Raw genomic sequence first — 23201 nt, 5'->3', positions numbered from 1 at the left:
CTGATCGAGGCCTATGACGGGCCTCAAGACGACGCCCCCAGACGCTGCGACAAGGTGGCCACCAGGCCATCGGCGGCACGCTCGATCATCGCGTAGACACCATCGAAGCCGCCCTCGTAGTAGGGGTCCGGCACCGCAACGCCGGGCTCCCCGGCGAACTCCATCAAGAGGCCGATATGGGCCTGGCAATTCGCCGGCGCCTGGCGCTCGAGCACGCTCAGGTTGTCGGCGTCCATCGCCAGCAGGTAGTCACATGTTTCGAAATCGGCGGCCTCGAGCTGGCGACCGCGCAGGGCCGACAGGTCGATACCCCGTTTGCACGCGGCCTGCTGGGCGCGGGCATCCGGTGGCTCACCCACGTGCCAGGGCCCGGTGCCGCAGGAATCCAGCACCACCCGGTCCGCCAGACCGTGCTCCTCGAGTCGCTGCCTCACTACCCCCTCGGCGGTGGGCGAGCGGCAGATATTGCCCAGACATACGAACAGTACCCGCATGCTTGTCTCCTGATCGTTGGCCTTCACTGGTCCGGCGACGTCTGCTGGCCGGCGAAATGGGCGCGAACCCGCTCAAGATCCTCGGCGGTGTCCACCCCCGCCCCGGGCGTCTGCTCGGCCAGCGCCACCTGGATGGCGTGCCCATAGTGCAGCGCGCGCAACTGCTCGAGCTGTTCGAGCTGCTCGATGGGAGCCGGCAGCCACTGGCTGAAGGCCCGCAGAAAGCTCGCTCGATAGGCATAGAGGCCGATATGGCGTAGCCAGGCGTCGGTGGTGAGCAGCGCTGGCGGCTCACGAAAGCCCTCCCGGTCCCAGGGCATCGGGGCGCGAGAAAAGCTCAGCGCCCTGCCCGATGCGGCCCGGGTTACCTTGACCACATTGGGGTTGAACAAGGTATCGACGTCGCCGATGGACTCGGCCAGGGTCGCGACCGAGGCGCCCTCGTCGCGCATCAGCCGCCCCGCCACCTGATCGATCAGTTCGGGCGGCAACAGCGGTTCGTCCCCCTGGACGTTAACCAGCACCGCCTCGTCCGGCAGCGCCAGGCGCTCGACCACCTCCGCCAGCCGATCGGTCCCGGTGGTATGGTCCTCGCGGGTCATCACCACCTCGGCGCCCAGCTCGAGCATCACGCTTTCGATGCGCGCATCGTCGGTGGCGATCACCACTCGACTCGCCGAGGAGCGCCGGGCCTGATCCCAGACCCGGGCGACCATGGGGCGGCCGGCGATATCTGCCAGCGGCTTTCCGGGCAGACGACTCGAGCCGTAACGCGCCGGTATGACAACGATAAAATCCTGCATCGGCTAGCGCTCCTTCACGTCTGGTCCGTGCTGGAGGCGCCCCGCCCGGGGTTGGTCTTGAGGGTCTCGTCGACCTCCATGACCCGCGCCTCCTCGACCAGCATCACCGGGATGCCGTCACGGATCGGATAGGCCAGGCCATCGAACTGGCAGCACAGCTCGCCGGCATCGCGGTCGTAGCGCAGCTTGCCCTGGCACTGGGGGCACACCAGCATCGCCAGTAGTTCCTTGTCCATCATCGTTTCTCCTGTTGAATTTGAGCCTTCGGCGGCAGCGCTCAGTCACTCTGCCGCTGCGCGATCCCGGTATCATGAGCGACCCGCGCATCGTCGGTGCCTCGCCAGGCGGACACTCGCCGATCGAACCAGGCCACGAAGGACGCCTCGGGTCTAGCCTCGACATCCAGGGCCCAGCAATCGTCGGGAACAAAGCTTCGACACTTGACCGCATCCTTGGCGGTCATCACCACAGGTCGCTGGTCGCTGGTGGTCAGGTCGGCCGGGCTGAACCGGTGGTGGTCGGAAAAGGGGGCCGGTCGATGGGCGACCCCCAGCTCCGACAGGGTGGTAAAGAAACGCTCCGGATGACCGATCCCTGCCACCGCGGTGACCGGCGTGGCGAAAGGCAGCGGCGTCAGTGGACGCCGCTCGTCGTCACCGACCCTGCGCCAGCAGGCGGGCTCCAGTTGCATGGTGAAGCCGTCAGCGGCAAGCGCGCTCGACGATTCGCCGTTGACGATCAGTGCGTCGATGCGCTCCAGCCGCTCCAGCGGTTCGCGCAGCGGCCCTGCCGGCAGGCAGCGCCCGTTGCCGAAGCCTCGCTTGGCGTCCACCACCACCACCTCGAGATCACGCCCCAGGGCATGGTGCTGAAGACCGTCGTCGGTGACGATGACGTCACAACCGGCGTCGATCAGGCATTGGGCCCCACGCGGGCGGTCCGGGTCGACCACCACCGGCAGCCCGGTCTGATCGGCCAGCATTCGCGGCTCATCGCCGCTGGCCGCTACTGGTGTATCGGCGGCAAGGTGCAGGGGGTAGCCATCGGCCTTGCCACCGTAGCCCCGTGACAGAATCCCGGGGCGAAAGCCGCGTTCGGCCAGGTGCCGCCCCATCCAGGCGACCAGCGGCGACTTGCCGGTGCCGCCGAGAGTCAGGTTGCCGACCACGATGACGGGTACCGAAGCGCGCCACACCGGTTTGTCGCCACGCGCAAAGGCGTCGGCTCGCCGGCGTACCTCGCGGCGATAGAGCGCCTCTAGCGGCCGCAGGACGGCAAGCCAGGGAGCCCCACGATAGGCCGCCTCGAGCCAGCGCTGCCCAAGCCCCATCTACGCCTCCTGGAATTGCAGCTGGTGCAACGCGGCGTAGGCACCGCCGTCGCGTTCCAGCAGCTCGGCGTGGGAGCCCTGCTCGATGATCTCGCCCTGCTCCATGACCAGGATGCGGTCGGCCCGTTCGATGGTCGACAGGCGGTGGGCGATGACCAGGGTGGTGCGGTCCTTGCAGACCTCTTCCAGGGCTGCCTGGATATGGCGCTCGGACTCGGTGTCCAGCGCCGAGGTCGCCTCGTCGAGGATCAGGATGGGAGCATCCTTGAAGATCGCCCGAGCGATCGCCATGCGCTGACGCTGACCACCGGAGAGCATCACGCCGTTGTCTCCGACCAGCGCCTGGTAGCCGCCGGGCATGCGCTCGATGAACTCATGGGCGTGGGCGGCGCGGGCCGCCGCCTCGATGTCAGCAGGATCGGCATCGGGGACCCCGTAGGCGATGTTCTCGGCGATGGTGGCGTTGAACAGGGTGACCTGCTGGGACACCAGCGCAATCTGCTGTCGTAGCGCCGTCAGCTGGTACTCCTCGATGGGGGTGCCATCGATCAGGATACGCCCGCCCGTCGGTCGGTAGAAGCGCGGCAACAGGCTGACCAGGGTCGACTTGCCGCTGCCCGAGCGGCCGACGATGGCCACCATCTCGCCCTTGCGCACGTCCAGGTCGATGCCCTTGAGCACCTCGGGCTGATCGTCTCCGTAGGCGAAGCGCACCTGTTCGAGCTGTATCCGCCCCTGCAGGCGCTCGGGCATCAGGGTTCCGGTATCGCGTTCCTCAGGCTCGTCGAGCAGCCCGAACAGTTCACTGGAGGCAGCGATGCCCTTCTGGATGGTGCCGTTGATCTCGCTGAGCGAGCGAATCGGCTTGGCCATCAGCGAGGCGGCGGTGATGAAGGCCACGAATTCACCCGGCGTCATGTTGTCCATCAGCGCCGGTGACATGGCAAGCCACACCAGCAGCGCCAGCGACAGTGCCACCAGCATCTGGATGACCGGAGTGCTGGTGGCCTTGGTCAGGGCCTCCTTCAGGCTCTGGCGACGGTTGACTTCACTGGCGTCGTGGAAGCGCCCCATCTCGTATTTCTCGGCGCCGTGGGTACGCACCACGCGGTAGCCGGTCAAGGCCTCGGAGGCGACGTGGGTGACGTCCCCCATGGAGCGCTGGATGCGCTTGGAAATGCGCCGAAAGCGCTTGCTGGCGTAGCTCACCACGCCACCAATCAGCGGCGTCACTGCCATGAACAAGAGCGTCAGCATCCAGTTGGTCCACAGCAGATAGCCCAGCAGGCCGAGCACGAACAGCCCTTCCTGCAGGATTACCGTGATCGCCTTGGTGCCTGCGCCGGTCACCTGCTCCACATGGTAGGTCACCCGCGAGATCAGGTGGCCGGAAGAATGATTGTCAAAGAAGCGCCCCGGCAGGCGCAGCATATGGTTGAAGACGTCACAGCGCAGCGCGTGCACCATGTTGCGTGCAACGTTGCTCATGAAGTAGGTGCCGAGAAAGGTGCCGACACCCCTGGCGCCGAACATGCCGACGACGAACAGCGGCAGAAACAGACGAAAGGCGGCGTCGGGATTCTGGATGCCATCGATCAGGCGCTTCATCATCTCGGCCAGGGCGGTACTGGACGCCGCGTAGATGGCGTAGCCGAGCACGGCGACGAGAAAGGACTTCCAGAAGGGTTTGACGTAACCAAGAAGACGCTTGTAGAGCGTCCAGCCGGAGTATTCGATCACGTTGGCTCCAGTTGCGAGGGAATCGGTCCTGTCTGGCCGCCGCGGATGGTCCAGGTGGCGATCACCCGGACCCGCACGGCCGTCTGCCGCCGACAGCGGACGCGGCGTCGCTCCTGGCCGGCCGACACACAGGGCAGTGAGATTCAGTGCCGCGATTCTACCCCATGGCAGGGGCCTTCGACACCGCCACCGGTCAGACGGGAATGGATACCCTGCGCCGCTGCTATCCCGACCTGCGACAGGAGGATGTTCACCCGCCCATCCACAGCGGTGTCCATCAGGCAACTGCCGGCGCGTCGCAGGCGACGCACCACCTGGTCGGCAGGATGACCGAAGCCATTGTAGGCACCGCGGGAAATCACCGCCAGGCGGGGCGGCCTGGCCGTCACCAGGGCCTCGCCGGTGCTGTCCGCGCTGCCATGATGCCCCACCACCAGAACCGCAGGCGCCAGCGGCAAGCGCGGGATCAGGAAGCGCTCGACGCGTTTTCCCGCATCGCCGGTAAGCAACACGCTGCCACCGGCGGTACTCACCAGCAGCACGCAGGAGCGATCATTGCTGCCATGCCCGGCAACGTCGCTTGCCGTTGCGCTGCCGGCCGAGGCAGGCGGCCACAGAAAGGTGAAGTCGACACCGTCCCAGCGCCACCCCTCCCCGGCATGACAAGGGTGTCGCGGCGTGTGCGCCGACAGCGCCAGCGTCTCGCCCTCGGGGTACCACCAATGAGCCACCCGATGATCACGCACCAGGCTGGCGAGTCCTCCTGCGTGGTCCTGGTCGGCGTGGCTGATCACCACCTCGTCAAAGGCTTGCGGAGATGCCCAGATGGACGCCAGCGGCGTAAAGCCGGAGCGAAAGCGAGGACCGCTGTCGTACAGCAGTCGATGACGGGCGGTGATCAGCTCCACCATCAGTCCCTGCCCCACGTCCCAGACCATCAGCCGCACCTCGCCCGGTCCGGGCCTGCCACCGAAGGCCGGAATCATCGCCATGGCCGCAACAAGTGCCAGGACGCTTGCTGATCGCAGCCCGGCACCCAGGCCAGGTAGCAACAGCAGCGCGCCCAGGCCCAGCAGCAGAATACCGAGTGTCCAGCGCCCTCCTTCTCGCAGCGACAGACCGGGTGACAGTTCGGCGAACATCCGCAACGACGCCAGCATCACCTCAAGGCCCGCTTCGAACAGCCACCAGCTCGCCATCGCCGCCTCAGACGACACCGTCGACAGCACCCAGCCCAGCATCCCCAGCGGCACCAGCACCAGCGTCACCAGGGGCACCGCCAGCAGATTGGCCAAGGGGGCCAACGGCGCCACTTGACCCATCGCCAGCAGCACCAGACCCGCCATGGGTAGCGCCAGCAACAGCTGGGTACGCAATAGCGCCGCCAAGGCGCCCTTGATGCCGGAGGTCGCCTGCCTGCCCTGCCACATCAGGATCAGCAGGGCCACAGCACCGAAGGACAGCCAAAGCCCGGGGCGCCACAGCGCCAGAGGATCCCACAGCACGACCACCGCCCAGGCCAGTGCCCAGCCCTGCCACGGCGAAGGAGAATGCCGCCCCCCGGCCACCCAAAGGGCGATAAGGACCATCACCAGTGCCCGCAGCGCCGGCGGTTCGGCGCCGACCAGCCAGACAAAGCTGGTGGTGGCCGTTGCGGCGGCCAGCCACGGCCAACGCAACAGCCGCCAGCGCCCCGGCTGAATCAACCGCGCTACCAGGCGCGACAGGGTCAGCGCCAGCGCTGCCACCAGGCCCACGTGCAGCCCGGACACCACCGCCAGATGGGTCGTCCCGGTGGCGTTGAGCAGCGCCCAGTCGTCGGCCTCGAGTCGCTCGCCACGCCCCAGGGTCAAGGCCGCCAGCCAGCGCTGCGTCGTCTCATGCAGCGGCTGGCCAGCGAGCTGTCGCAGTAACACTCGGCGTGGGTCCCGGGGTGCGGCGGCCAAGCGTTGCGGCGGCGGTTGTGCGATGACCGACCCGGTGGCGTGGATGCCTTCCCGCCACAGCCAGCGGCGATAGTCGAAGCGCCCGGGATTGGCGAGGCCACCAGGTGGGCGCAGTCGTACATTGATGCGCCAGCGCTCACCGACGGCCATCATCGTGTGCGCTGTTGCCGACGCGGTCCCGAGTCCCCTGATGGCCGCGCCTGAAGGAGAGGCGACCTCGCCGTCCATGGTGCTATAGCGACTGACCCGTATCCGCTCGAGTCCCGAGCAGTCAGGCAGCCCGGCTTCCAGGGGACGGCAGCTCTCGACCCTCATGGTCAGACGCTGCAGGCCATCGCTCTGGCGACTTGCCAACACCCGCCCCTCGACCGTCAGCGGCACCCCGGCAAGCCCCGAGGGCAAGCGGGCCGCCTGCTGCTGCAACAGACAGCCAAGCACCCACAGCCCGGCCAGACAGACCAGCAGCGCCGCCGTCCGGCGCAAGGCCAGTGATACCAGTGCCGCCACTGTCAGCAGATTCAGGCCGAGGGCGGCCTCGGGCAGCGTCAGACCGGCGCCTCCAAGGACGCTGCCCAAGGCCAGCGCCCATGCCAGCGAGAGGGAACAGGTGCCTTGACAGGAGCGGCCTGGCGGCCGACGTATCGATCGTTGCCAATCTTCGTCAGATTCCATCGCCCTCTCTCTGGAGCCCTGGAGCCCTGGAGGCTTGGGGCCCCGAAGCCTTGGAGCATTGGAGCCCTGGAGGCTTGGGGCCCCGAAGCCCGACAGCCTGTCGGCGGCGTCACGCATGCCCATCGTTGGCCGACGTCATGGCAAGGGCGGCGGCTTGTATGGATAATAGCCACGCATCCGCAGCCTCGAGCTGATTCGCCATGCCGCGTCGACTACTCAAGCGCTATCTGCCCTCGCCGGACGCCCTGCGCCGGCAGCGCTCGCTACGCTTCATGGCGCACCTGATCGCCGACCCCGCCCTGTGGGTGCTGACGCGCCGCAGCGTGGCCAACGCCTTCAGCGTTGGCCTGTTCAGCGCGCTGCTGCCGATCCCGTGTCAGATGGTCGTCGCCGCCCTCGGCGCCCGTGTCGGACGCTGCAATCTGCCGCTGTCGGTGGCTCTGGTGTGGATCACCAACCCGCTGACGATGCCGATCATCTTCTACGCCAACTACTGTCTCGGCGCCTGGCTGATGCAACGCCCGGCGCTGGAGGCGCCCCACCGGCTGACCACCGACTGGCTGCAGTCCCAGTTGCTGGACATCCTGCCGTCCCTGCTGATCGGCTCGCTGGTGGCGGCGATCGCCGTCGGCGGCCTGGCCAACCTGGTGATACGCCTGCTGTGGCGCTGGCAGGTGGCACGCAGCTGGAAGGCACGCGCGCGCCGGCGACGCCGCAGGACCCAGCCGCACTGACCCAGCCGCACTGACCAAGCCGCATCGACCCAGCGGCATCGACCCAGCCACAGGCTCTGCTCGGCCCGACGCCGTTCCCGCTGGTCTGCAAAGCTCGGACGAAAAAGCCGGGACGAGAAAGCCCGGACGAGCAATCCCCTACGAAAGAAGGCCCCGATGCGATTGCATCGGGGCCTTCTTCTGGCTTCTTCAGGACGATGCGAAAGACCTACTCGGCGTGCAGCTTGCCGTTGTCGAGTCTCAGCACGCGGTCCTGATGGGCGGCCAGGGCCGGGTCATGGGTGACGATGACGAAGGCGCAGCGAGCGCTGGCGGCAAGCTCATCCATCAGCGCCAGGATGCTGGCGGCGGTGTGCTTGTCGAGGTTGCCGGTGGGCTCGTCCATCAGCATCAGGCTTGGATCGGTGACCAGGGCCCTGGCGATCGCCGCACGCTGACGCTCACCGCCGGACAGCTCGCCGGGCTTGTGCTCGGCCCTGGGGCCCAGCCCTACCTTGTCCAGCAGAGCGCGCGCCTTGTCCTCGGCGTCACGCTTGCGGCTACCGCGAATGATCAACGGCAGCGCCACGTTCTCCAGCGCCGAGAACTCCGCCAGCAGATGGTGGAACTGGTAGACGAAGCCGATGTGGCGATTGCGGAAGCGCCCGATCTCGGCGTCGCCCATCTTGTGCAACACGGTGTCGGCCACCCGTACTTCGCCGGCGCTGGGGCTGTCGAGCCCACCGAGCAGGTTGAGCAGGGTGGTCTTGCCGGAACCGGAACTGCCGACCACCGCGACTCGCTCGCCGGCGTGCACCTTGAGCTCGAGCTGGTCGAGCACCACCAGGTCGGCGGGACCTTCATCGTAGACCCGGGACAACTCGCGGCACTCGAGCATCAGGTCGTTGCCGGCGGGGGTCGATGCCTCGACACCAGGCTTGGCGATTACCGAATCATTCATAGCGCAGCACCTCGGCAGGCTGGACCCGCGCCGCGCGCCAGGCCGGATACAGGGTGGACAGGAACGTCAGCACGAAGGCGGCCCCCACGATCTGATAGACATCGCTCCAGATCAGCTGGGACGGCAGGTCACTGATGAAGTAGACCCCCGCGTCGAGGAAGTGGATACCCAAGGTCGACTCGACGAAGGCAATGATATCGGACACCGTCAACGCCAGCAGAATACCCAGCGCGACCCCGATGACGATACCGATCACCCCGATGGCGATACCCTGGACCATGAAGATGCCCATGATCGAACCCGGGGTGGCACCGATGGTCCGCAGGATGGCGATGTCGGCGTGCTTGTCGGTCACCACCATCACTAGGGTCGAGACGATATTGAAGGCAGCCACGGCGATGATCACGGTCAGCAGCAGGCCGATCATGCGCTTTTCCATCTGGATCGCCTGGAACAGGTTGCCCCGGGTGAAGGTCCAGTCGTAGCCGCGATAGCCACCGCCCAGCTCATTGACGATGGCCTGGGTCTCCTGACCGGCCAGGAACAGATCGTCGAGCTCCAGACGCAACCCGCCAATGCTGTCCCCCATGCGCGCCAGGGTCTGCATGTCCTCGATGTTGGCGTAGGCCAGGTTGGCGTCCAGGTCGGCACCGACACTGAAGATGCCGCTAACGGTGAAGCGCTTGAGCCTGGGGAAGACGCCTGCCGGGGTGATCGAGGCCTCCGGCACCAGCAGGGTCACGCTGTCCCCCACGTCGACGTTGAGGTTGTTGGCGAGGATGGAGCCGAGCACGATGTGCCACTCCCCTGCCTTGAGGTCGTCCAGCGAGCCACGCGACATGTTCTCGTCGACGATCGACACCCGGCTCTCCCACTCGGGCTCGATGCCGTTGACCATGGCGCCCTGATTGCGCCCGGCCACCGAGAACATGCCCTGCTGCTGGATATAGGGCGCCGCCCCGATGACATGTTCGCGCTGGGTCAGGCGCTCGGCCAGGGGCTGCCAGTCGGTCATCCCACCGGCCTGTTCGATCTGGGTGTGGGGCACCATGCCCAGCACCCGCTGGCGCAGCTCCCGGTCGAAGCCGTTCATCACCGAGAGCACCAGGATCAGCACCGCCACGCCCAGGGTAAGACCCAGCATGGAGGTCAGCGAGATGAACGAAATGAAGTGGTTGCGTCGCTTGGCTCGCACATAACGCAACCCGATCAGAAAGGGCAATCGATCAAGCATGGACTCGTTCCTTGTCGGCGGGCCGTCATGGTACGGTTTTTTGCGAGCGACTGCATCGCCACGGCAGAGGAATTGCGAGATCCTTGCATCTTCGGTCACAGCCGCCTACATTTCGCCGTTTCTTGGCCCCAGGACATCACCCATGCCCCGCCTGCTACCCGAATGGCACCCTCAGGATGCCGTCCAGCTGACCTGGCCCCGCCGCGACAGCGACTGGGCGCAGACGCTGCCCGCCATCGAGGCGATGCTCGAGCAGCTCGCCCTGATCATCAGTCGTTATCAGAGCGTGATCATCGGGGTGCCCGACCGTGACACCGGCGAAGCGCTGTCAGGCCGCCTGCTGGCCCGAGGCGCGACACCCGAGCGTCTGCGCCTGACCGTGGTCGACGCCGACGACACCTGGGCCCGGGACCATGGCCCGCTGGCGACCAGTGACGGCGACGGCGTTACCTTCCATGACCTCGGCTTCAACGGCTGGGGCGGCAAGTTTCCGGCCGATCGCGACAACACCCTGACCCGCCAGCTCAAGGATGCCGGCTTGATCGCCTGCCCGACAAGCGAGAGCGCGGTGATCATGGAGGGCGGCGCCCTGGAGACCGATGGCGAAGGGACGCTGCTGACCACCGAGGCCTGTCTGCTCAATCCCAACCGCAACCCCTCGATGTCGCGGGCCGATATCGAGACCTGGCTGGCCGAGACGCTGGGCATCCAACGGGTGCTGTGGCTCTGCCACGGACATCTCGAAGGCGACGATACCGACAGCCATATCGATACCCTGGCGCGCTTCTGTGACCCCCAGACCATCGCCTATGTGCGCTGCGATGATCCGAGCGATGCGCACTACGCCGAGCTCGCCGCCATGGAGCGCGAGCTCAAGGCGCTGACCCGCGCCGACGGCTCGCCCTATCGTCTGGTACCGCTGCCCTGGCCTGGCGCCTGCCATGACGCTGAGGATGGCCACCGCCTGCCGGCCACCTACGCCAACTTCCTGATCATCAACGGGGCGGTGCTGGTGCCGGTCTACGGCGATCGTCACGACCTGGCGGCGCTCGACGCCCTGGCCGGGGCCTTCCCCGACCGGGATATCATCCCGGTGGACGCCAGCGCCGCCATCGTTCAACACGGCAGCCTGCACTGCCTGACCATGCAGTGGCCCCAGGGCACCCTCACCACCGCCGAAGGAGACCGCCGATGACACGCCAATTGACCGTGGGCCTGGTCCAGCAACCCGCCTGGCCCGACAAGGCCAGAAGCCTTGACGCCAGTGAAGCGAGCATCCGCGATCTCGCAGGCCGCGGTGCCAGACTGGTGATGCTGCAGGAACTCCACGCCACCCACTACTTCTGTCAGTACGAGGATCCGGCGCTGTTCGACCTGGCGGAGCCGCTGGACGGGCCCACCGGCACACGACTGGCCGAACTCGCCGCGGAGCTCGACATCGTGCTGATGGGCTCGCTGTTCGAGCGCCGCGCGCCGGGCATCTATCACAACACGGCGGTGGTCTACGACGGCGCCAAGGGCGCGGTGGGTCACTACCGCAAGATGCATATCCCCGACGACCCGGGCTTCTACGAGAAGTTCTACTTCACCCCCGGAGACCATGACGCCACTCTCGGACAAGGGTTCACCCCCATCGACACCTCGGTGGGCCGGCTCGGGGTACTGGTGTGCTGGGATCAGTGGTACCCGGAGGCCGCGCGCCTGATGGCCCTGGCCGGTGCCGAACTGCTGCTCTACCCGACCGCCATCGGCTGGGCGCCGGGCGACGACGACGCCGAAAAGACGCGCCAGAAGGACGCCTGGACGCTGATCCAGCGCAGTCACGCCGTGGCCAACGGCGTCCCGGTACTGGTCGCCAACCGGGTGGGCCACGAGGAGGATCACTCGAAGGTAAGCAAAGGCATCGACTTCTGGGGCGGCAGCTTTGTCGCCGGGCCCCAGGGGGAGCTGCTGGCCCACGCCGGCACCGAGCCCGAGACCCTGCTGGTGACCCTGGATCTCGACCATGGCGAAAACGTGCGGCGGATCTGGCCCTACCTGCGGGACCGGCGCATCGACGCCTATGGAGATCTGACCCGCCGCTACCGCGACTAGGGCTTGCCGCCAAAGAGCCGGGCTTCGTCGACTTCTCGCATAAAGCCCAGGGCTTGTACGAAAAGCGCCGACGCTCGTCGAGCTTGAGAACAGAGCCACGCGGCAATGGAACGACATGCCCCTGAACGCAAGAAACCCCGCCAGGTCTCCCTGGCGGGGTTTCTTGCATCTGGTAGCTAACGGCCGGTGCTGGCCCTTTTCGCCAATGCCCTAGCGCCAGAAGTCACGGATGGACGCGATCCCCTGGGCCCCCACGGCGCGGGCATGGCTGGCGTCGTGGCGCGTCATGCCCCCCAGCGCGTAGACCGGCATGCCGGCGCGTTCGACCAGTTGCTGGAAGTCATGCCAGCCGATCGGTGCCACTTCCGGATGGGACGGAGTGGTGCGCAGCGGTGACAGGGTCACGAAGTCGCAGCCAATGGCGTGGGCCTGGTCGAGCTGGGCCTTGTCGTGGGTCGAGGCCGCCAACCACTTGGCCTCGGCGATGGGGCGACGCTCCAGGCCCATCAGCCGCTCGCTGGTCAGATGGATACCATCGGCATCGATCCGCTCGAGCAGCTCCGGTTCACCGTTGAGCATCAGCTTGGCACCGTAACGACGGCACAGCGCCAGGGCACGCTCCGCACGGGCCACGTAGGCGTCCTCGTCGAGGGTCTTGGCGCGCAGCTGAACCAGACGCACGCCATCTTCCTCGAGGGCCCGCTCGAGCTTGGCGTCGAAGGCGTCCTCGTCGGCTTCCTCGTCACTGATCAGGTATTCCGAGGGCAGCATCACCGCACGCAGGATCGGCAGGTTGGCGGCCGGGAAGGGATAGCCAATCAGTTCGCCCATGGGCACCCAGCGTACCGCCTGTCCTTCTCGACCGAAGGGCTCACCGGAGAAGTCCTTGACCTGCCAGACGTCGAGCAGAATGTGCTTGTCGGAGTACTCGTGGTGGATGCGAATCAGCGGTTGGGCGCGACGAATCTCGATGCCGAGTTCTTCGTGCAGCTCGCGCTTGAGCGCCTCAAGCCCGGTCTCGTAGGGCGCCAGCTTGCCACCGGGAAACTCCCACAGGCCGCCGTGGTCCACATTGGAAGGACGCCGGGCCAGCAGCACTTCGTCACCGTTCGGGCTGATGATGGCGGCCGCCGCCACGTGCACCCTTCTCTTCACCATAGTGTTCATTCAACAATACCAGCTTCGGTTCGCGGGCCACGCCCGCACCAGTTTTCAGTCGGGAGGGCGATAAAAGTCGGCATAGGATACCGATTCGCTCGCCGAGATTCATCTGCCGCTGATGCATCGCCGATGGATCGGCTCCACCGCTACCCGCCGGACAGGCAAAAAAGACGACACAGGATACCGATTCACTGGCCGAGATTCATCTGCCGCCGACGAACCCATGCGGAATCAACTGCGGTAGTCGGCGTTGATCGATACATAGTCGTGGGACAGGTCGGAGGTCCACACCCGCGCGGCAGCGTCACCACGCCCCAGATCGATGGCAATGGTGATCTCTTCTGCCGCCATCACCGCACTGCCGGCGTCCTCACTGTAGCCCTCTGCACGCCCACCGTTCTCGACCAGGCGCACATCACCCAGATCGATGGTCACCCGATCGACATCGAAGTCCTCGACCCGGGCACGCCCCACCGCAGCGAGGATACGGCCCCAGTTGGCGTCACTGGCGTACAGCGCGGTCTTTACCAGCGGCGAATGGGCCACCGTAAAGGCTACCTCGCGCGCCTCCTCGACGCTCAGGGCACCGCTGACATCCAGGGTGACGAACTTGGTCGCACCCTCGCCGTCGCGAATGATCGCCTGGGCCAGTTCCACCAGCACCTCATCGAGGGCCTGACGAAATATCCGCTCGTCATCGTCATCGGCGAGTGCTGCGCCCTGGCCGGTGGCGATCAGCATGCAGGCGTCGTTGGTCGAGGTATCGGAGTCCACGGTGATGCTGTTGAACGAGCGCTTGACGCCCTCCCTGAGCAGGGCATCAAGACGCTCGGACTCGATCGCCGCGTCGGTGGCGACAAAACCCAGCATGGTGGCCATGTCGGGACGGATCATGCCCGACCCCTTGGCGATGCCATTGAGGGTGACAGTGCCCTGCTTGAGCGTCACCTGGCGGGTCGCGCCCTTGGTCCGGGTGTCGGTGGTGAGGATGCCTTCGGCCGCCAGAGCCCAGGCGTCGCCACCGTCGTCGAGCTGGTCGAGCGCCTCTGGCAGGCCACCGAGAAGTCGCTCCATCGGCAGCGGTTCGCCGATCACGCCGGTGGAGAACGGCAGCACCTGGTCGGCCGACACCTCGGCGAGTTCGGCCAGCGCCTGACAGGTGGCGTGGGCGTCGCGCATGCCGATCTCGCCGGTGCCGGCGTTGGCATTGCCGGTATTGATGACCAGGTAGCGAACCGCGTCGCCCGCGGCCAGATGCTGGCGGGCCACATGGACCGGCGCCGCGCAGAAGGCGTTGCGGGTAAAGGTGCCGGACACCCTGGCGCCCGGGGCCACCTCGATCACCACCAGATCACGCCGGCCCGGCTTCTTGATGCCCGCCATGGCACTGCCCAGGCGAACCCCGGGGATCGGCCCCATTGCCGGAAAAATGCTGTCACCGACTGCCATTGTTTTCTCCTTGCGTCAAAGACGACCCCAGGCCTTGAAGCCCGGGGTCGCCGTCGTCATGGGTTGCGAGGCTTGCTCAGCTGAGCTTGCCGCAGCACTGCTTGTACTTCTTGCCGGAGCCGCAGGGGCAGGGATCATTGCGGCCAACCTTGGGGGCGTCTCGACGCACCGGGCGCTGATCGGCAACCTCGTTGACGTGACGCTCGCCGCCCTCGTCGGCCATCTCGGCGTCCGTCGCGGCAGGTGCGTCGTGGCGACTGGCCGCCTGGGCGCTCTCACGGGCCAGGGCCTCGCGACGCTGACGCTCCAGGGCGTCCACCTCCTCGGGGGCACGCACCTGCACGTGACTGAGGATACGGGTGACGTCGGCCTTGATATTGGTCAGCAGGTTCTGGAACAGCTCGAAGGATTCGCGCTTGTACTCCTGCTTCGGATTCTTCTGAGCGTAGCCACGCAGATGGATACCACGACGCAGATGGTCCATGGACTGCAGGTGTTCCTTCCAGCGGGTGTCCAGCACCTGCAGCATGACCTGCTTCTCGAAGCGCCGCATCAGCTCCTCGCCGGCGATGGCGACCTTGGCCTGATAGGTCTCGCGATGCTGGGTCTGCAGTCGCTCACGCAGCTGCTCCTCGTGGAAGCGCTCGTCCTCCTCGGCCCACTGCACCACCGGCGCGTCCAACTGGTACTCGCTCTTGAGGTGAGCCTCGAGCCCCGCCAGATCCCACTGCTCGGGCAGGCTCTGGGGTGGCACGTAGGCACTGATGGCCTCGTCCAGCACCTCTTCACGAATGCCCATGACGTTGTCGGAGACGTCGCTGGCGGCCAGGATCTCGTTGCGCTGCTCGTAGATCACGCGACGCTGATCGTTGGCCACGTCATCGTACTCGAGCAGCTGCTTGCGGATATCGAAGTTGCGACCCTCGACCTTCTTCTGGGCACGCTCGACGGCGTTGGACACCATCTTGTGCTCGATGGCCTCGCCCCGCTCCAGGCCCAGCGCCTGCATCAGCTTCTGCACCCGTTCGGAACCGAACAGACGCATCAGGTTGTCTTCCAGCGACAGGAAGAAGCGGGTCGAGCCCGGATCGCCCTGGCGGCCACTACGACCACGCAGCTGATTGTCGATGCGCCGTGACTCATGGCGCTCGGAGCCGATGACGTGCAGGCCACCAGCGGCCAGCACCGCCTCGTGGCGCTCGCGCCAGGCCTCCTTCAATGCCTCTCTCTCGGCGTCGCTGGCGTTCTCCAGCTTGGCCGCTTCGGCCTCCCAGTTGCCGCCGAGCACGATATCGGTACCACGACCGGCCATGTTGGTCGCGATGGTCACCGCACCTGGGCGCCCGGCCTGGGCGATGACCTCGGCCTCGCGCTGGTGCTGCTTGGCGTTGAGCACGTTGAAGTCGATGCCGGACTTGCGCATCAACTCGGCCAGGTATTCGGACGTCTCGATGGACGCGGTACCCACCAGCACCGGACGGCCGGCCTCGACCTGGACCTTGACGTCCTCGATGATCGCCTCGAACTTCTCTTCGGCGCTGAGGTAGACGAGGTCGTTCATGTCCTTGCGCGCCAGCGGCCTGTTGGTGGGGATGACCACCACATCGAGCCCGTAGATCTGACGGAATTCGAAGGCCTCGGTATCGGCGGTACCGGTCATCCCGGACAGCTTCTCGTACAGGCGGAAGTAGTTCTGGAAGGTGGTGGAGGCCAGGGTCTGGCTCTCGCGCTGGACGGTCACACCCTCCTTGGCTTCCACCGCCTGGTGCAGGCCCTCTGACCAGCGACGTCCCGGCATGGTACGCCCGGTGTGTTCGTCGACGATGACCACCTGTCCCTCGCTGACGATGTAGTCGACGTCAGGGTGGTACAGGTGGCGCGCACGCAGCGCCGAGTGCATATGCTGCAACAGGTTGAGGTTCTGGGCGGCGTAGAGCGAGTCGTCCTCGCCGAGCAGCCCCTGGGCGCGCATCAGCTCCTCGACCTTGTGGTGGCCGCGCTCGGTCACCTCGACCTGCTTCTGCTTCTCGTCGAGGGTAAAGTCGCCGCTTTCGGGATCTTCCTCGTCGCTGCAGGGGGTGAGCTCCCTGGCGAGCCGATCCACCACCTTGTACAGCTCGGTGTTCTCGTCCACCGCACCGGAGATGATCAGCGGCGTGCGCGCCTCATCGATAAGGATGGAGTCCACCTCGTCGACGATGGCAAAGTGCAGTTCCCGCTGAACCTTGTCTTCCAGCGAAAACGCCATGTTGTCGCGCAGGTAGTCGAAGCCGAACTCGTTGTTGGTGCCGTAGGTGATGTCGCAGGCGTAGGAGTCACGCTTCTCCTCGGAGGTCTGGCCGGAGTAGATCACGCCTACCGACAGGCCGAGGAACTCGTACAGGGGGCGCATCCAGTTGGCGTCACGCCGGGCCAGGTAGTCGTTGACCGTGACCACGTGCACGCCCTTGCCGGGCAAGGCGTTGAGGTACACCGCCAGGGTCGCGACCAGGGTCTTGCCCTCACCGGTCTTCATCTCGGCGATCCGGCCGCGGTTCAAGGTCATGCCGCCGATCAGCTGTACGTCGAAGTGACGCATGCCCATCACCCGCTTGCTGGCCTCGCGCACGGTGGCAAAGGCTTCGGGCAACAGGGCATCGAGCGACTCACCGGCCGCCAGACGCTCACGGAACTCAGCGGTGCGGGCGGCCAGCGCAGCGTCATCGAGGGCTTCGAGGCTCGGCTCGAGCTCATTGACGGCGCGAACCTGGCGGGACATGCGCTTGACGTCGCGGTCGTTCTTGGAGCCGACGACTTTACGCAGCAGAGAATTGATCATGAAACTTCCTGAAATCTGGAACCTGAAAAAGAGGCCGCCAGGCATTGGCGACCGTCACGCTTCATCGAATTCAGGCGATGTCAGGAGGACCCCGGCGGGACACCACGTCGAGGGCGGCCACCGGCACCAGCATTGGCGCCGACCAGGCCACCGACGGGGACGATGGTTTGGGCAGGGTCTTGAGGGGATGTCGGGCCAGCCGATGGCGGCAGGCCTTGAGCATGGTATGGGCCCGGATGACCGCCGGCGCCATGATGCAGATCTGCACCAGTCGCTCGGTGGCTCGGGGAGATTCGGCGGCGCTCAGGCTCGCCGGCAGCAGGCAGCCCACCAGCAGCCCTGCCAACCACCATCTGGCCACCCGACGGGCACGAGCCTCGCGGGGGCAGCAGCGATGTGGGTCGATGGCAGTCATGCTGTCGGGGAACTCCCTGGCGTGCTAGTCTCGGGCCGGCGCCATGCCGGCTGCCCATCACTCGAGCGGCCATCATGCAAACGGCCATGACACCTGCGTTCCACAGACGAACGCCGCCGAGCGACAAATTCATTGATCCTGGGGCATCCCAAGACACAAGCACATGAGTATAAAGGTTAAGCGGTTCCGCGCCCAGTCCATGACAGGGCTTCTTCAGGGCCGCGGCGAACTGGGCGGACTGATGCGCATGGCGCGCCTGATCGAGCGCGCTCAGGAGCATCTGCGCAATGAACTCTCGCCCACTCTGGCGGAACACCTGTTTGTCGGTGGCTTCCGTGACGGCCGCCTGACCCTGATCACCGATGGCGCAGCCTGGCTGACCCGTCTGCGCTACGAGCAGCCGCGTCTGCTCGACTGCCTGCACCAGTTGCCGGAGTTCCAGGCGGTGACCGGCTTCCACCTCAAGGTACGTCCGGTGCGCCCGGCCAAGGTGGCGCCGCGCCAGGTAAGGCGCCTGCCCGCCCAGGCCGGTGACGAGCTCTCGAGCTGCGCCGCCGATGTCGAGGATCCGCGACTCAAGCGCGCCCTGGAGCGCCTGGCGGCCCACGCCGAGTCGCCTTCAGGGAAAGACGACACCTAGCCCCATCGGCGCTCCCCACGCATGAATCGCCGCGGCCTCCCGACCCCGCCCGCGCCGCTTGGCGACGCCGAACACGACGTGAACATGAGGCGAACATGAAACCCCAGACAGCAGAACGCCGCCCCGAGGGGCGGCGTTCAAGCGAGTGATGGCCGAAGACAAGTTGCTACGGAAGACTGGCGATCTGCGGGGCTAACCTTGGCCTGGCCATCACCGAGGCTGGCATCACGCCATGGCCGGTGCCGCGTAGGAAATCGGCGCCGATTCGGCTTCGCTCTCGTAGGTCACGATCTCCCAGGCCTCGGGCTGCTCGATGAGCGCACGACACAGCTGGTTGTTCAGCGCATGGCCGGACTTCACGCCACGGAACTCGCCGATCAGGCTGTGACCGAGCTGGTAAAGGTCACCGATGGCGTCCAGCACCTTGTGCTTGACGAACTCGTCGTCGTAGCGCAGACCACCATCGTTCACGATGCGGTAGTCATCCACCACGATGGCATTGTCGAGGCTGCCACCAAGCGCCAGGTTGTTCGAGCGCAGGTACTCGAGATCACGCATGAAGCCGAAGGTCCGCGCGCGAGACACCTCCTTGACGAAGGACGTCGTGGAGAAGTCGACCATGGCGGTCTGCTTCTGGTCCTCGAACACCGGGTGATCGAAGTCGATGGCAAAGGAGACCTTGAAGCCCTGATGGGGCAGGAAGACGGCTTCCTTGTCGCCTTCGCTGACCTTGATCTCACGCTTGATGCGGATGAACTTCTTGGCCGCGCTCTGCTCCTGGATCCCGGCGGACTGGATCAGGAACACAAAGGGTCCGGCACTACCGTCCATGATCGGCACTTCGGGCGCGCTCACATCGACGTAGGCATTGTCGATGCCGAGACCCGCGAAGGCGGACATCAGGTGCTCCACGGTCGCGACCTTCTCACCATTCTGAGACAGGGCGGTGCAGAGAGTGGTGTCGGTCACATTCAACGCCTGGGCGGGAATGCGGACCTCCGGCTCGAGGTCGGTGCGCACGAACACAATGCCCGTGTCCACCGGCGCGGGGCGAAGCGTCAGGTAGACCTTCTTGCCGGAGTGCAGTCCCACGCCCGTGGCGCGGATGACATTCTTGAGGGTACGTTGTCTGATCATTGTGCAGTCGCCAGGCAGTCGTTGGTTATCAAACACCGTTCACTATAACACCAAACGGACGTTTCAACAAAAAAACATCGCCTTTCGATCCCTGCACCCCGGAAATTTCGCGCACTCTGCTCTCGATCAGTCCGCCTGACGCCGCAGGAAGGCGGGAATATCGAGATAATCGTCCAACTCCTGAGACTTGCGCTTCTCGGCCTGCGGACGCGGTGATTCCTGCGCCTCTGGCTTGCTCGCTGCGGCCACACCGGCGCCGCCCTGGGCGCGATTGATCGCACTCTGCTGAGGACGCTGGCGCGCCTCGGGACGACGAACCTGCTGCTGCGCCGCCGGCTTCTGCTGGCGTGACACCTGATTGTCGAGACCCGCCGCGACCACGGTGACCCGCAGTTCGTCGGTCATGTCCATGTCGATGGAGGTACCCACGACGATGGTGGCGTCCTGGGAGGCGAACTCCTGCACCGTGGCGCCGACGTCGTTGAACTCACCGATCGACAGATCCGGCCCAGCGGTGATGTTGACCAGGATGCCGCGAGCGCCGTGCAGATCGATATCCTCGAGCAGCGGACTGCGGATCGCCTTCTCGGCGGCCTCGCGAGCGCGATTTTCGCCGGTGGCACCACCGGTGCCCATCATCGCCATGCCCATCTCTGACATCACGGTGCGCACGTCGGCAAAGTCGACGTTGATGATGCCCGGGCTGGTGATCAGCTCGGCGATACCCTGCACGGCACCCAGCAGGACGTCATTGGCGGCGCTGAAGGCAGTCAGCAGTGTCGCGCTCTTGCCAAGCACGGACAGAAGCTTCTCGTTGGGAATGGTGATCAGCGAGTCGACATGCTCGGACAGCTCCTTCATGCCCTCTTCCGCTGCGCGCATGCGCTTGGGGCCCTCGAAGGGGAACGGGCGGGTGACCACCGCAACGGTCAGGATGCCCAACTCCTTGGCGACCTGAGCGACCACCGGTGCCCCGCCGGTGCCGGTACCGCCACCCATGCCGGCGGTGATGAAGACCATGTCGGCGCCACCGAGCAACTCGGCGATCCGCTCACGATCTTCCATCGCGGCCTGACGACCCACGTCAGGGTTGGCACCGGCGCCGAGCCCCTTGGTGATCTCGCTGCCGAGCTGCAGCACGGTCTTGGCGGAGACGCGCTTGAGCGCCTGGGCATCGGTATTGGCGCAGATGAACTCCACCCCTTCGATGCTGCTCTCGACCATGTGATTGACGGCATTGCCGCCGCCGCCACCGACGCCGATGACCTTTATGACCGCGCTGCTTGAGGGCGCGCTATCTACGACTTCGAACATTTGCCCCGTCTCCTGAGCCGCTTGTGCGGCCCTTTCAGAAATTTCCTTTGAACCAGCCTTTGATCTTTTCCAGCGCCGGAGTCCTTTCCTCTGGTCCACGCCGGGAGACGTCCTCGCGTCTCGATTGCGACGAGATGGTGCCACCCTGCCCCTGGTGGACACGACCCTGACGGGCCTCATGTAGAGCGTAATGTAACAAACCGACACCCGTCGAATAAATCGGATTTCGCACCACGTCGGCCAGGCCCCTCACATTCTGCGGACAAGCGACCCTGACCGGCATGTGAAATATCTCTTCGGCAAGCTCCACCACACCTTCCATGCGCGATGTGCCACCGGTCAACACCACCCCTGCGGCGACCAGATCCTCAAAGCCGCTGCGGCGCAGTTCGTCGCGCACCAGGGTGAACAATTCCTCGTAACGCGGCTCGACCACTTCGGCCAGCGACTGTCGAGACAGGTCTCTGGCGGGACGGTCGCCGACGCTCGGTACCTTGATCATTTCGTCGCTGGATGCCAGCTGGGTCAGCGCACAGGCGTACTTGACCTTGATCTCCTCGGCGTACTGAGCCGGGGTACGCAGCGCCATGGCGATATCGTTGGTGACCTGGTCACCGGCGATGGGTATCACCGCAGTGTGGCGGATGGCGCCCTCGGTGAATACCGCGATATCGGTGGTGCCCCCGCCGATGTCGACCATGCAGACGCCCAGTTCACGCTCATCCTCGGTCAGCACGGCATGACTGGAAGCCAGCTGCTCGAGGATGATGGCGTCGACGTCGAGCCCACAGCGACGCACGCACTTCTCGATGTTCTGTACCGCGTTGAGTGCGGCGGTCACCAGATGAACTCGCGCCTCCAGACGCACACCCGACATGCCCAGCGGCTCACGGATACCGCCCTGGGTGTCGATGGCGAACTCCTGGGGCAACACGTGCAGCACCCGCTGCCCTTCGGAAATGGCCCTGGCCCGCGCCGAGTCGATCACTCGCTCGATATCGGAAGGCGCAACTTCGCGCTCCTTGATCGCCACGACCCCATCGGAATTCATGGAACTGATATGACTGCCGGCAATGCCCACATAAACCGAATGTATGTCGCAACCGGCCATCAACTCAGCTTCTTCAACCGCACGCTGAATCGACTGGACCGTGGATTCGATATTGATCACCACTCCCTTCTTCATGCCACGGGAGGGATGAGAGCCGATACCGGCAATTTCGATACCACCATCGTCGGTGGGTTGCCCCACGATCGCGACGACCTTGGATGTTCCGATATCCAGCCCGACTACCATATTGGACACGTTGGATGGACCTGCCATGAGCCGGGAAATCTCCTTGAACGGATTCCGTTACCTCGGAACCTGCCTCTGTTATAAAAAAACCTGGGACGATTATAGGAACAATAGCGCTTGTTCGACCAGCCCGGGGCGTACATTCATTCCACGATACGGACACATTTAAACAAAAGAAACCGAGAAAACTTTGCCGATGGCCGGAAAAGTGTCGCCATATAATTCCGTTCTCGCGTCTGATCCATGCCGTCTTTTCGTTAACCGCGAGTCGCGGCCTCATCATCGACCGGCTCCGTCTCGCCATGCCAGGCCACGGCGACGCCGTTGGGGTAGCGCAGATCGATGTAGCGAATGTGCGACGCGACCTCACCCAGTTCACGCCGCCAGGCCGCCTCGAGGCGCCCGAGGCGGGCGTCCAGATCTCCACGGCCGAGCATGATCCAGACGCCGCTGTCCAGCTGAAAGCGCCAGGCGCCGCGGGCTTCCAGACGTAGCTGGTCGATCCCGAGCCCCATCTTGTCCAGCCGCTGCCCCAGGTCATCGAAGTAGGCCAGCACCTCGGGACCGGCGCCACCGGGTCCCGCCATATCCGGCAGTCCCATGGGCGGCTCCACCGGGGCAAAGACAAAGGGCTCGCCATCGCCGTTGAGCAGTTGATCGTCGTTCCAGCGCGCCACCGGGCGCTGCTCCTCGAGCTCGAAGGTCAGTGCATTGGGCCACTCGCGACGAATACGCACCTCCTTGAGCCAGCCCACCTGCAATGCCTGCTCACGCAGCGCCTCCAGGTCCACCGACAGCCAGGTGCGGCCCCTGACCAGCGGCGCCAGCTGGCCCTTGAGATAGCTGGCGTCCACGTGGTGCAACTCACCACCGATGGACACCCGCTCGATGGGCCGATCCAGCCACAACCACAGCGCCTTGCCACCGGCGCCCACCAGGGCAGCCAGCAGCACGACGCCAAGCCAGGTGCCGCGCCTGGCCAT

General features: G+C 65.6%; 20 protein-coding genes. 4 read left to right on the top strand and 16 right to left on the bottom strand.

The genetic code is table 11. The annotated features are described in order from the left end of the window. Positions 1-23 precede the first annotated feature (23 nt). The 6 genes from KUW00_RS13955 to KUW00_RS13930 all read right to left on the bottom strand — a co-directional run bounded on the left by KUW00_RS13955 (position 24) and on the right by KUW00_RS13930 (position 6889). Positions 24-494: a low molecular weight protein-tyrosine-phosphatase gene (locus tag KUW00_RS13955; protein WP_213228678.1), complete on the bottom strand. Its 471-nt coding sequence runs from the start codon at positions 492-494 to the stop codon at positions 24-26. Positions 495-517: 23 nt separating this feature from the next. Continuing rightward, on the bottom strand, positions 518-1297 hold the full coding sequence (gene kdsB / locus KUW00_RS13950) for a 3-deoxy-manno-octulosonate cytidylyltransferase (RefSeq protein ID WP_213228679.1): 780 nt from the start codon (positions 1295-1297) through the stop codon (positions 518-520). A 14-nt stretch (positions 1298-1311) separates the two neighbouring features. Beyond that, entirely contained in the window at positions 1312-1533 is a 222-nt protein-coding gene (locus KUW00_RS13945) for a Trm112 family protein (protein ID WP_045993429.1), read from the bottom strand. A 41-nt stretch (positions 1534-1574) separates the two neighbouring features. Then, positions 1575-2627, bottom strand: a complete 1053-nt coding sequence (gene lpxK, locus KUW00_RS13940; protein ID WP_222516970.1) for a tetraacyldisaccharide 4'-kinase — start codon at positions 2625-2627, stop codon at positions 1575-1577. Continuing rightward, positions 2628-4364, bottom strand: a complete 1737-nt coding sequence (gene msbA, locus KUW00_RS13935) for a lipid A export permease/ATP-binding protein MsbA (protein WP_222569426.1) — start codon at positions 4362-4364, stop codon at positions 2628-2630. A 146-nt stretch (positions 4365-4510) separates the two neighbouring features. After that, complete coding sequence (locus tag KUW00_RS13930; protein ID WP_261392181.1) at positions 4511-6889, bottom strand: DNA internalization-related competence protein ComEC/Rec2; 2379 nt, start codon at positions 6887-6889, stop codon at positions 4511-4513. A gap of 296 nt (positions 6890-7185) precedes the next feature. On the opposite strand from KUW00_RS13930, the gene KUW00_RS13925 reads away from it, so the two are divergent. After that, entirely contained in the window at positions 7186-7719 is a 534-nt protein-coding gene (locus KUW00_RS13925; protein WP_045993394.1) for a DUF2062 domain-containing protein, read from the top strand. 208 nt (positions 7720-7927) lie between these two features. Here KUW00_RS13925 and KUW00_RS13920 read toward each other — a convergent pair whose 3' ends face one another. Both KUW00_RS13920 and KUW00_RS13915 read right to left on the bottom strand, forming a co-directional pair. Continuing rightward, positions 7928-8659 carry an ABC transporter ATP-binding protein gene (locus KUW00_RS13920; protein WP_045993393.1) on the bottom strand — a complete coding sequence of 244 codons (732 nt, stop codon included), beginning with the start codon at positions 8657-8659 and terminating at the stop codon, positions 7928-7930. After that, the gene (locus KUW00_RS13915) at positions 8652-9893 is read right to left on the bottom strand and encodes a lipoprotein-releasing ABC transporter permease subunit (protein ID WP_045993392.1); all 1242 of its coding nucleotides are present in this window, start codon (positions 9891-9893) and stop codon (positions 8652-8654) included. Before KUW00_RS13915 ends, KUW00_RS13920 begins: the two co-directional genes overlap by 8 nt. Positions 9894-10035: 142 nt before the next feature. On the opposite strand from KUW00_RS13915, the gene KUW00_RS13910 reads away from it, so the two are divergent. Together KUW00_RS13910 and KUW00_RS13905 are read left to right on the top strand one after the other, a co-directional pair. Then, positions 10036-11088, top strand: a complete 1053-nt coding sequence (locus tag KUW00_RS13910) for an agmatine deiminase family protein (RefSeq protein WP_222569332.1) — start codon at positions 10036-10038, stop codon at positions 11086-11088. Continuing rightward, positions 11085-11987, top strand: a complete 903-nt coding sequence (locus tag KUW00_RS13905; protein ID WP_222569331.1) for a carbon-nitrogen hydrolase — start codon at positions 11085-11087, stop codon at positions 11985-11987. The genes KUW00_RS13910 and KUW00_RS13905 overlap by 4 nt, the downstream gene beginning before the upstream one ends. A 210-nt stretch (positions 11988-12197) precedes the next feature. On the opposite strand, the gene KUW00_RS13900 is transcribed toward KUW00_RS13905, so the two are convergent. From KUW00_RS13900 to KUW00_RS13885, 4 genes are all read right to left on the bottom strand, one after another. Then, positions 12198-13145, bottom strand: coding sequence for a Nudix family hydrolase (locus tag KUW00_RS13900; RefSeq protein WP_045993389.1), 948 nt, complete (start codon positions 13143-13145; stop codon positions 12198-12200). A gap of 234 nt (positions 13146-13379) precedes the next feature. Continuing rightward, the gene (gene argJ, locus KUW00_RS13895) at positions 13380-14597 is read right to left on the bottom strand and encodes a bifunctional glutamate N-acetyltransferase/amino-acid acetyltransferase ArgJ (protein ID WP_222569330.1); all 1218 of its coding nucleotides are present in this window, start codon (positions 14595-14597) and stop codon (positions 13380-13382) included. 76 nt (positions 14598-14673) lie between these two features. After that, entirely contained in the window at positions 14674-17415 is a 2742-nt protein-coding gene (gene secA, locus KUW00_RS13890) for a preprotein translocase subunit SecA (protein WP_108132667.1), read from the bottom strand. A 70-nt stretch (positions 17416-17485) separates the two neighbouring features. Then, positions 17486-17830 carry a hypothetical protein gene (locus KUW00_RS13885; RefSeq protein WP_222569329.1) on the bottom strand — a complete coding sequence of 115 codons (345 nt, stop codon included), beginning with the start codon at positions 17828-17830 and terminating at the stop codon, positions 17486-17488. Between the two features lie 163 nt (positions 17831-17993). On the opposite strand from KUW00_RS13885, the gene KUW00_RS13880 reads away from it, so the two are divergent. After that, entirely contained in the window at positions 17994-18470 is a 477-nt protein-coding gene (locus KUW00_RS13880; RefSeq protein WP_222569328.1) for a DUF721 domain-containing protein, read from the top strand. A gap of 225 nt (positions 18471-18695) precedes the next feature. On the opposite strand, the gene lpxC is transcribed toward KUW00_RS13880, so the two are convergent. From lpxC to KUW00_RS13860, 4 genes are all read right to left on the bottom strand, one after another. Next, positions 18696-19607 (bottom strand): UDP-3-O-acyl-N-acetylglucosamine deacetylase, encoded by a 912-nt coding sequence (lpxC, locus tag KUW00_RS13875; protein WP_045993384.1) that lies wholly within the window; start codon positions 19605-19607, stop codon positions 18696-18698. A gap of 126 nt (positions 19608-19733) precedes the next feature. Then, the gene (ftsZ, locus tag KUW00_RS13870) at positions 19734-20921 is read right to left on the bottom strand and encodes a cell division protein FtsZ (protein ID WP_124804360.1); all 1188 of its coding nucleotides are present in this window, start codon (positions 20919-20921) and stop codon (positions 19734-19736) included. A gap of 34 nt (positions 20922-20955) precedes the next feature. After that, positions 20956-22245, bottom strand: coding sequence for a cell division protein FtsA (ftsA, locus tag KUW00_RS13865; protein ID WP_045993382.1), 1290 nt, complete (start codon positions 22243-22245; stop codon positions 20956-20958). Positions 22246-22475: 230 nt separating this feature from the next. Next, complete coding sequence (locus KUW00_RS13860) at positions 22476-23201, bottom strand: cell division protein FtsQ/DivIB (protein WP_108132665.1); 726 nt, start codon at positions 23199-23201, stop codon at positions 22476-22478.

The organism is Halomonas sp. DP5N14-9 (assembly GCF_019802175.1).
GTDB classification, from domain to species: Bacteria; Pseudomonadota; Gammaproteobacteria; order Pseudomonadales; family Halomonadaceae; genus Halomonas; species Halomonas litopenaei.
This window is presented reverse-complemented; position numbering and strand designations above follow the sequence as displayed.

Excerpts from the sequence above, each read along its gene's own strand:
- KUW00_RS13955 (WP_213228678.1), bottom strand. The coding sequence starts at position 494 with ATGCGGGTACTGTTCGTATGTCTGGGCAATATCTGCCGCTCGCCCACC.
- kdsB (WP_213228679.1), bottom strand. The coding sequence starts at position 1,297 with ATGCAGGATTTTATCGTTGTCATACCGGCGCGTTACGGCTCGAGTCGT.
- KUW00_RS13945 (WP_045993429.1), bottom strand. The coding sequence starts at position 1,533 with ATGGACAAGGAACTACTGGCGATGCTGGTGTGCCCCCAGTGCCAGGGC.
- lpxK (WP_222516970.1), bottom strand. The coding sequence starts at position 2,627 with ATGGGGCTTGGGCAGCGCTGGCTCGAGGCGGCCTATCGTGGGGCTCCC.
- KUW00_RS13925 (WP_045993394.1), top strand. The coding sequence starts at position 7,186 with ATGCCGCGTCGACTACTCAAGCGCTATCTGCCCTCGCCGGACGCCCTG.
- KUW00_RS13920 (WP_045993393.1), bottom strand. The coding sequence starts at position 8,659 with ATGAATGATTCGGTAATCGCCAAGCCTGGTGTCGAGGCATCGACCCCC.
- KUW00_RS13915 (WP_045993392.1), bottom strand. The coding sequence starts at position 9,893 with ATGCTTGATCGATTGCCCTTTCTGATCGGGTTGCGTTATGTGCGAGCC.
- KUW00_RS13910 (WP_222569332.1), top strand. The coding sequence starts at position 10,036 with ATGCCCCGCCTGCTACCCGAATGGCACCCTCAGGATGCCGTCCAGCTG.
- KUW00_RS13905 (WP_222569331.1), top strand. The coding sequence starts at position 11,085 with ATGACACGCCAATTGACCGTGGGCCTGGTCCAGCAACCCGCCTGGCCC.
- KUW00_RS13900 (WP_045993389.1), bottom strand. The coding sequence starts at position 13,145 with ATGGTGAAGAGAAGGGTGCACGTGGCGGCGGCCGCCATCATCAGCCCG.
- argJ (WP_222569330.1), bottom strand. The coding sequence starts at position 14,597 with ATGGCAGTCGGTGACAGCATTTTTCCGGCAATGGGGCCGATCCCCGGG.
- secA (WP_108132667.1), bottom strand. The coding sequence starts at position 17,415 with ATGATCAATTCTCTGCTGCGTAAAGTCGTCGGCTCCAAGAACGACCGC.
- KUW00_RS13885 (WP_222569329.1), bottom strand. The coding sequence starts at position 17,830 with ATGACTGCCATCGACCCACATCGCTGCTGCCCCCGCGAGGCTCGTGCC.
- KUW00_RS13880 (WP_222569328.1), top strand. The coding sequence starts at position 17,994 with ATGAGTATAAAGGTTAAGCGGTTCCGCGCCCAGTCCATGACAGGGCTT.
- lpxC (WP_045993384.1), bottom strand. The coding sequence starts at position 19,607 with ATGATCAGACAACGTACCCTCAAGAATGTCATCCGCGCCACGGGCGTG.
- ftsZ (WP_124804360.1), bottom strand. The coding sequence starts at position 20,921 with ATGTTCGAAGTCGTAGATAGCGCGCCCTCAAGCAGCGCGGTCATAAAG.
- ftsA (WP_045993382.1), bottom strand. The coding sequence starts at position 22,245 with ATGGCAGGTCCATCCAACGTGTCCAATATGGTAGTCGGGCTGGATATC.
- KUW00_RS13860 (WP_108132665.1), bottom strand. The coding sequence starts at position 23,201 with ATGGCCAGGCGCGGCACCTGGCTTGGCGTCGTGCTGCTGGCTGCCCTG.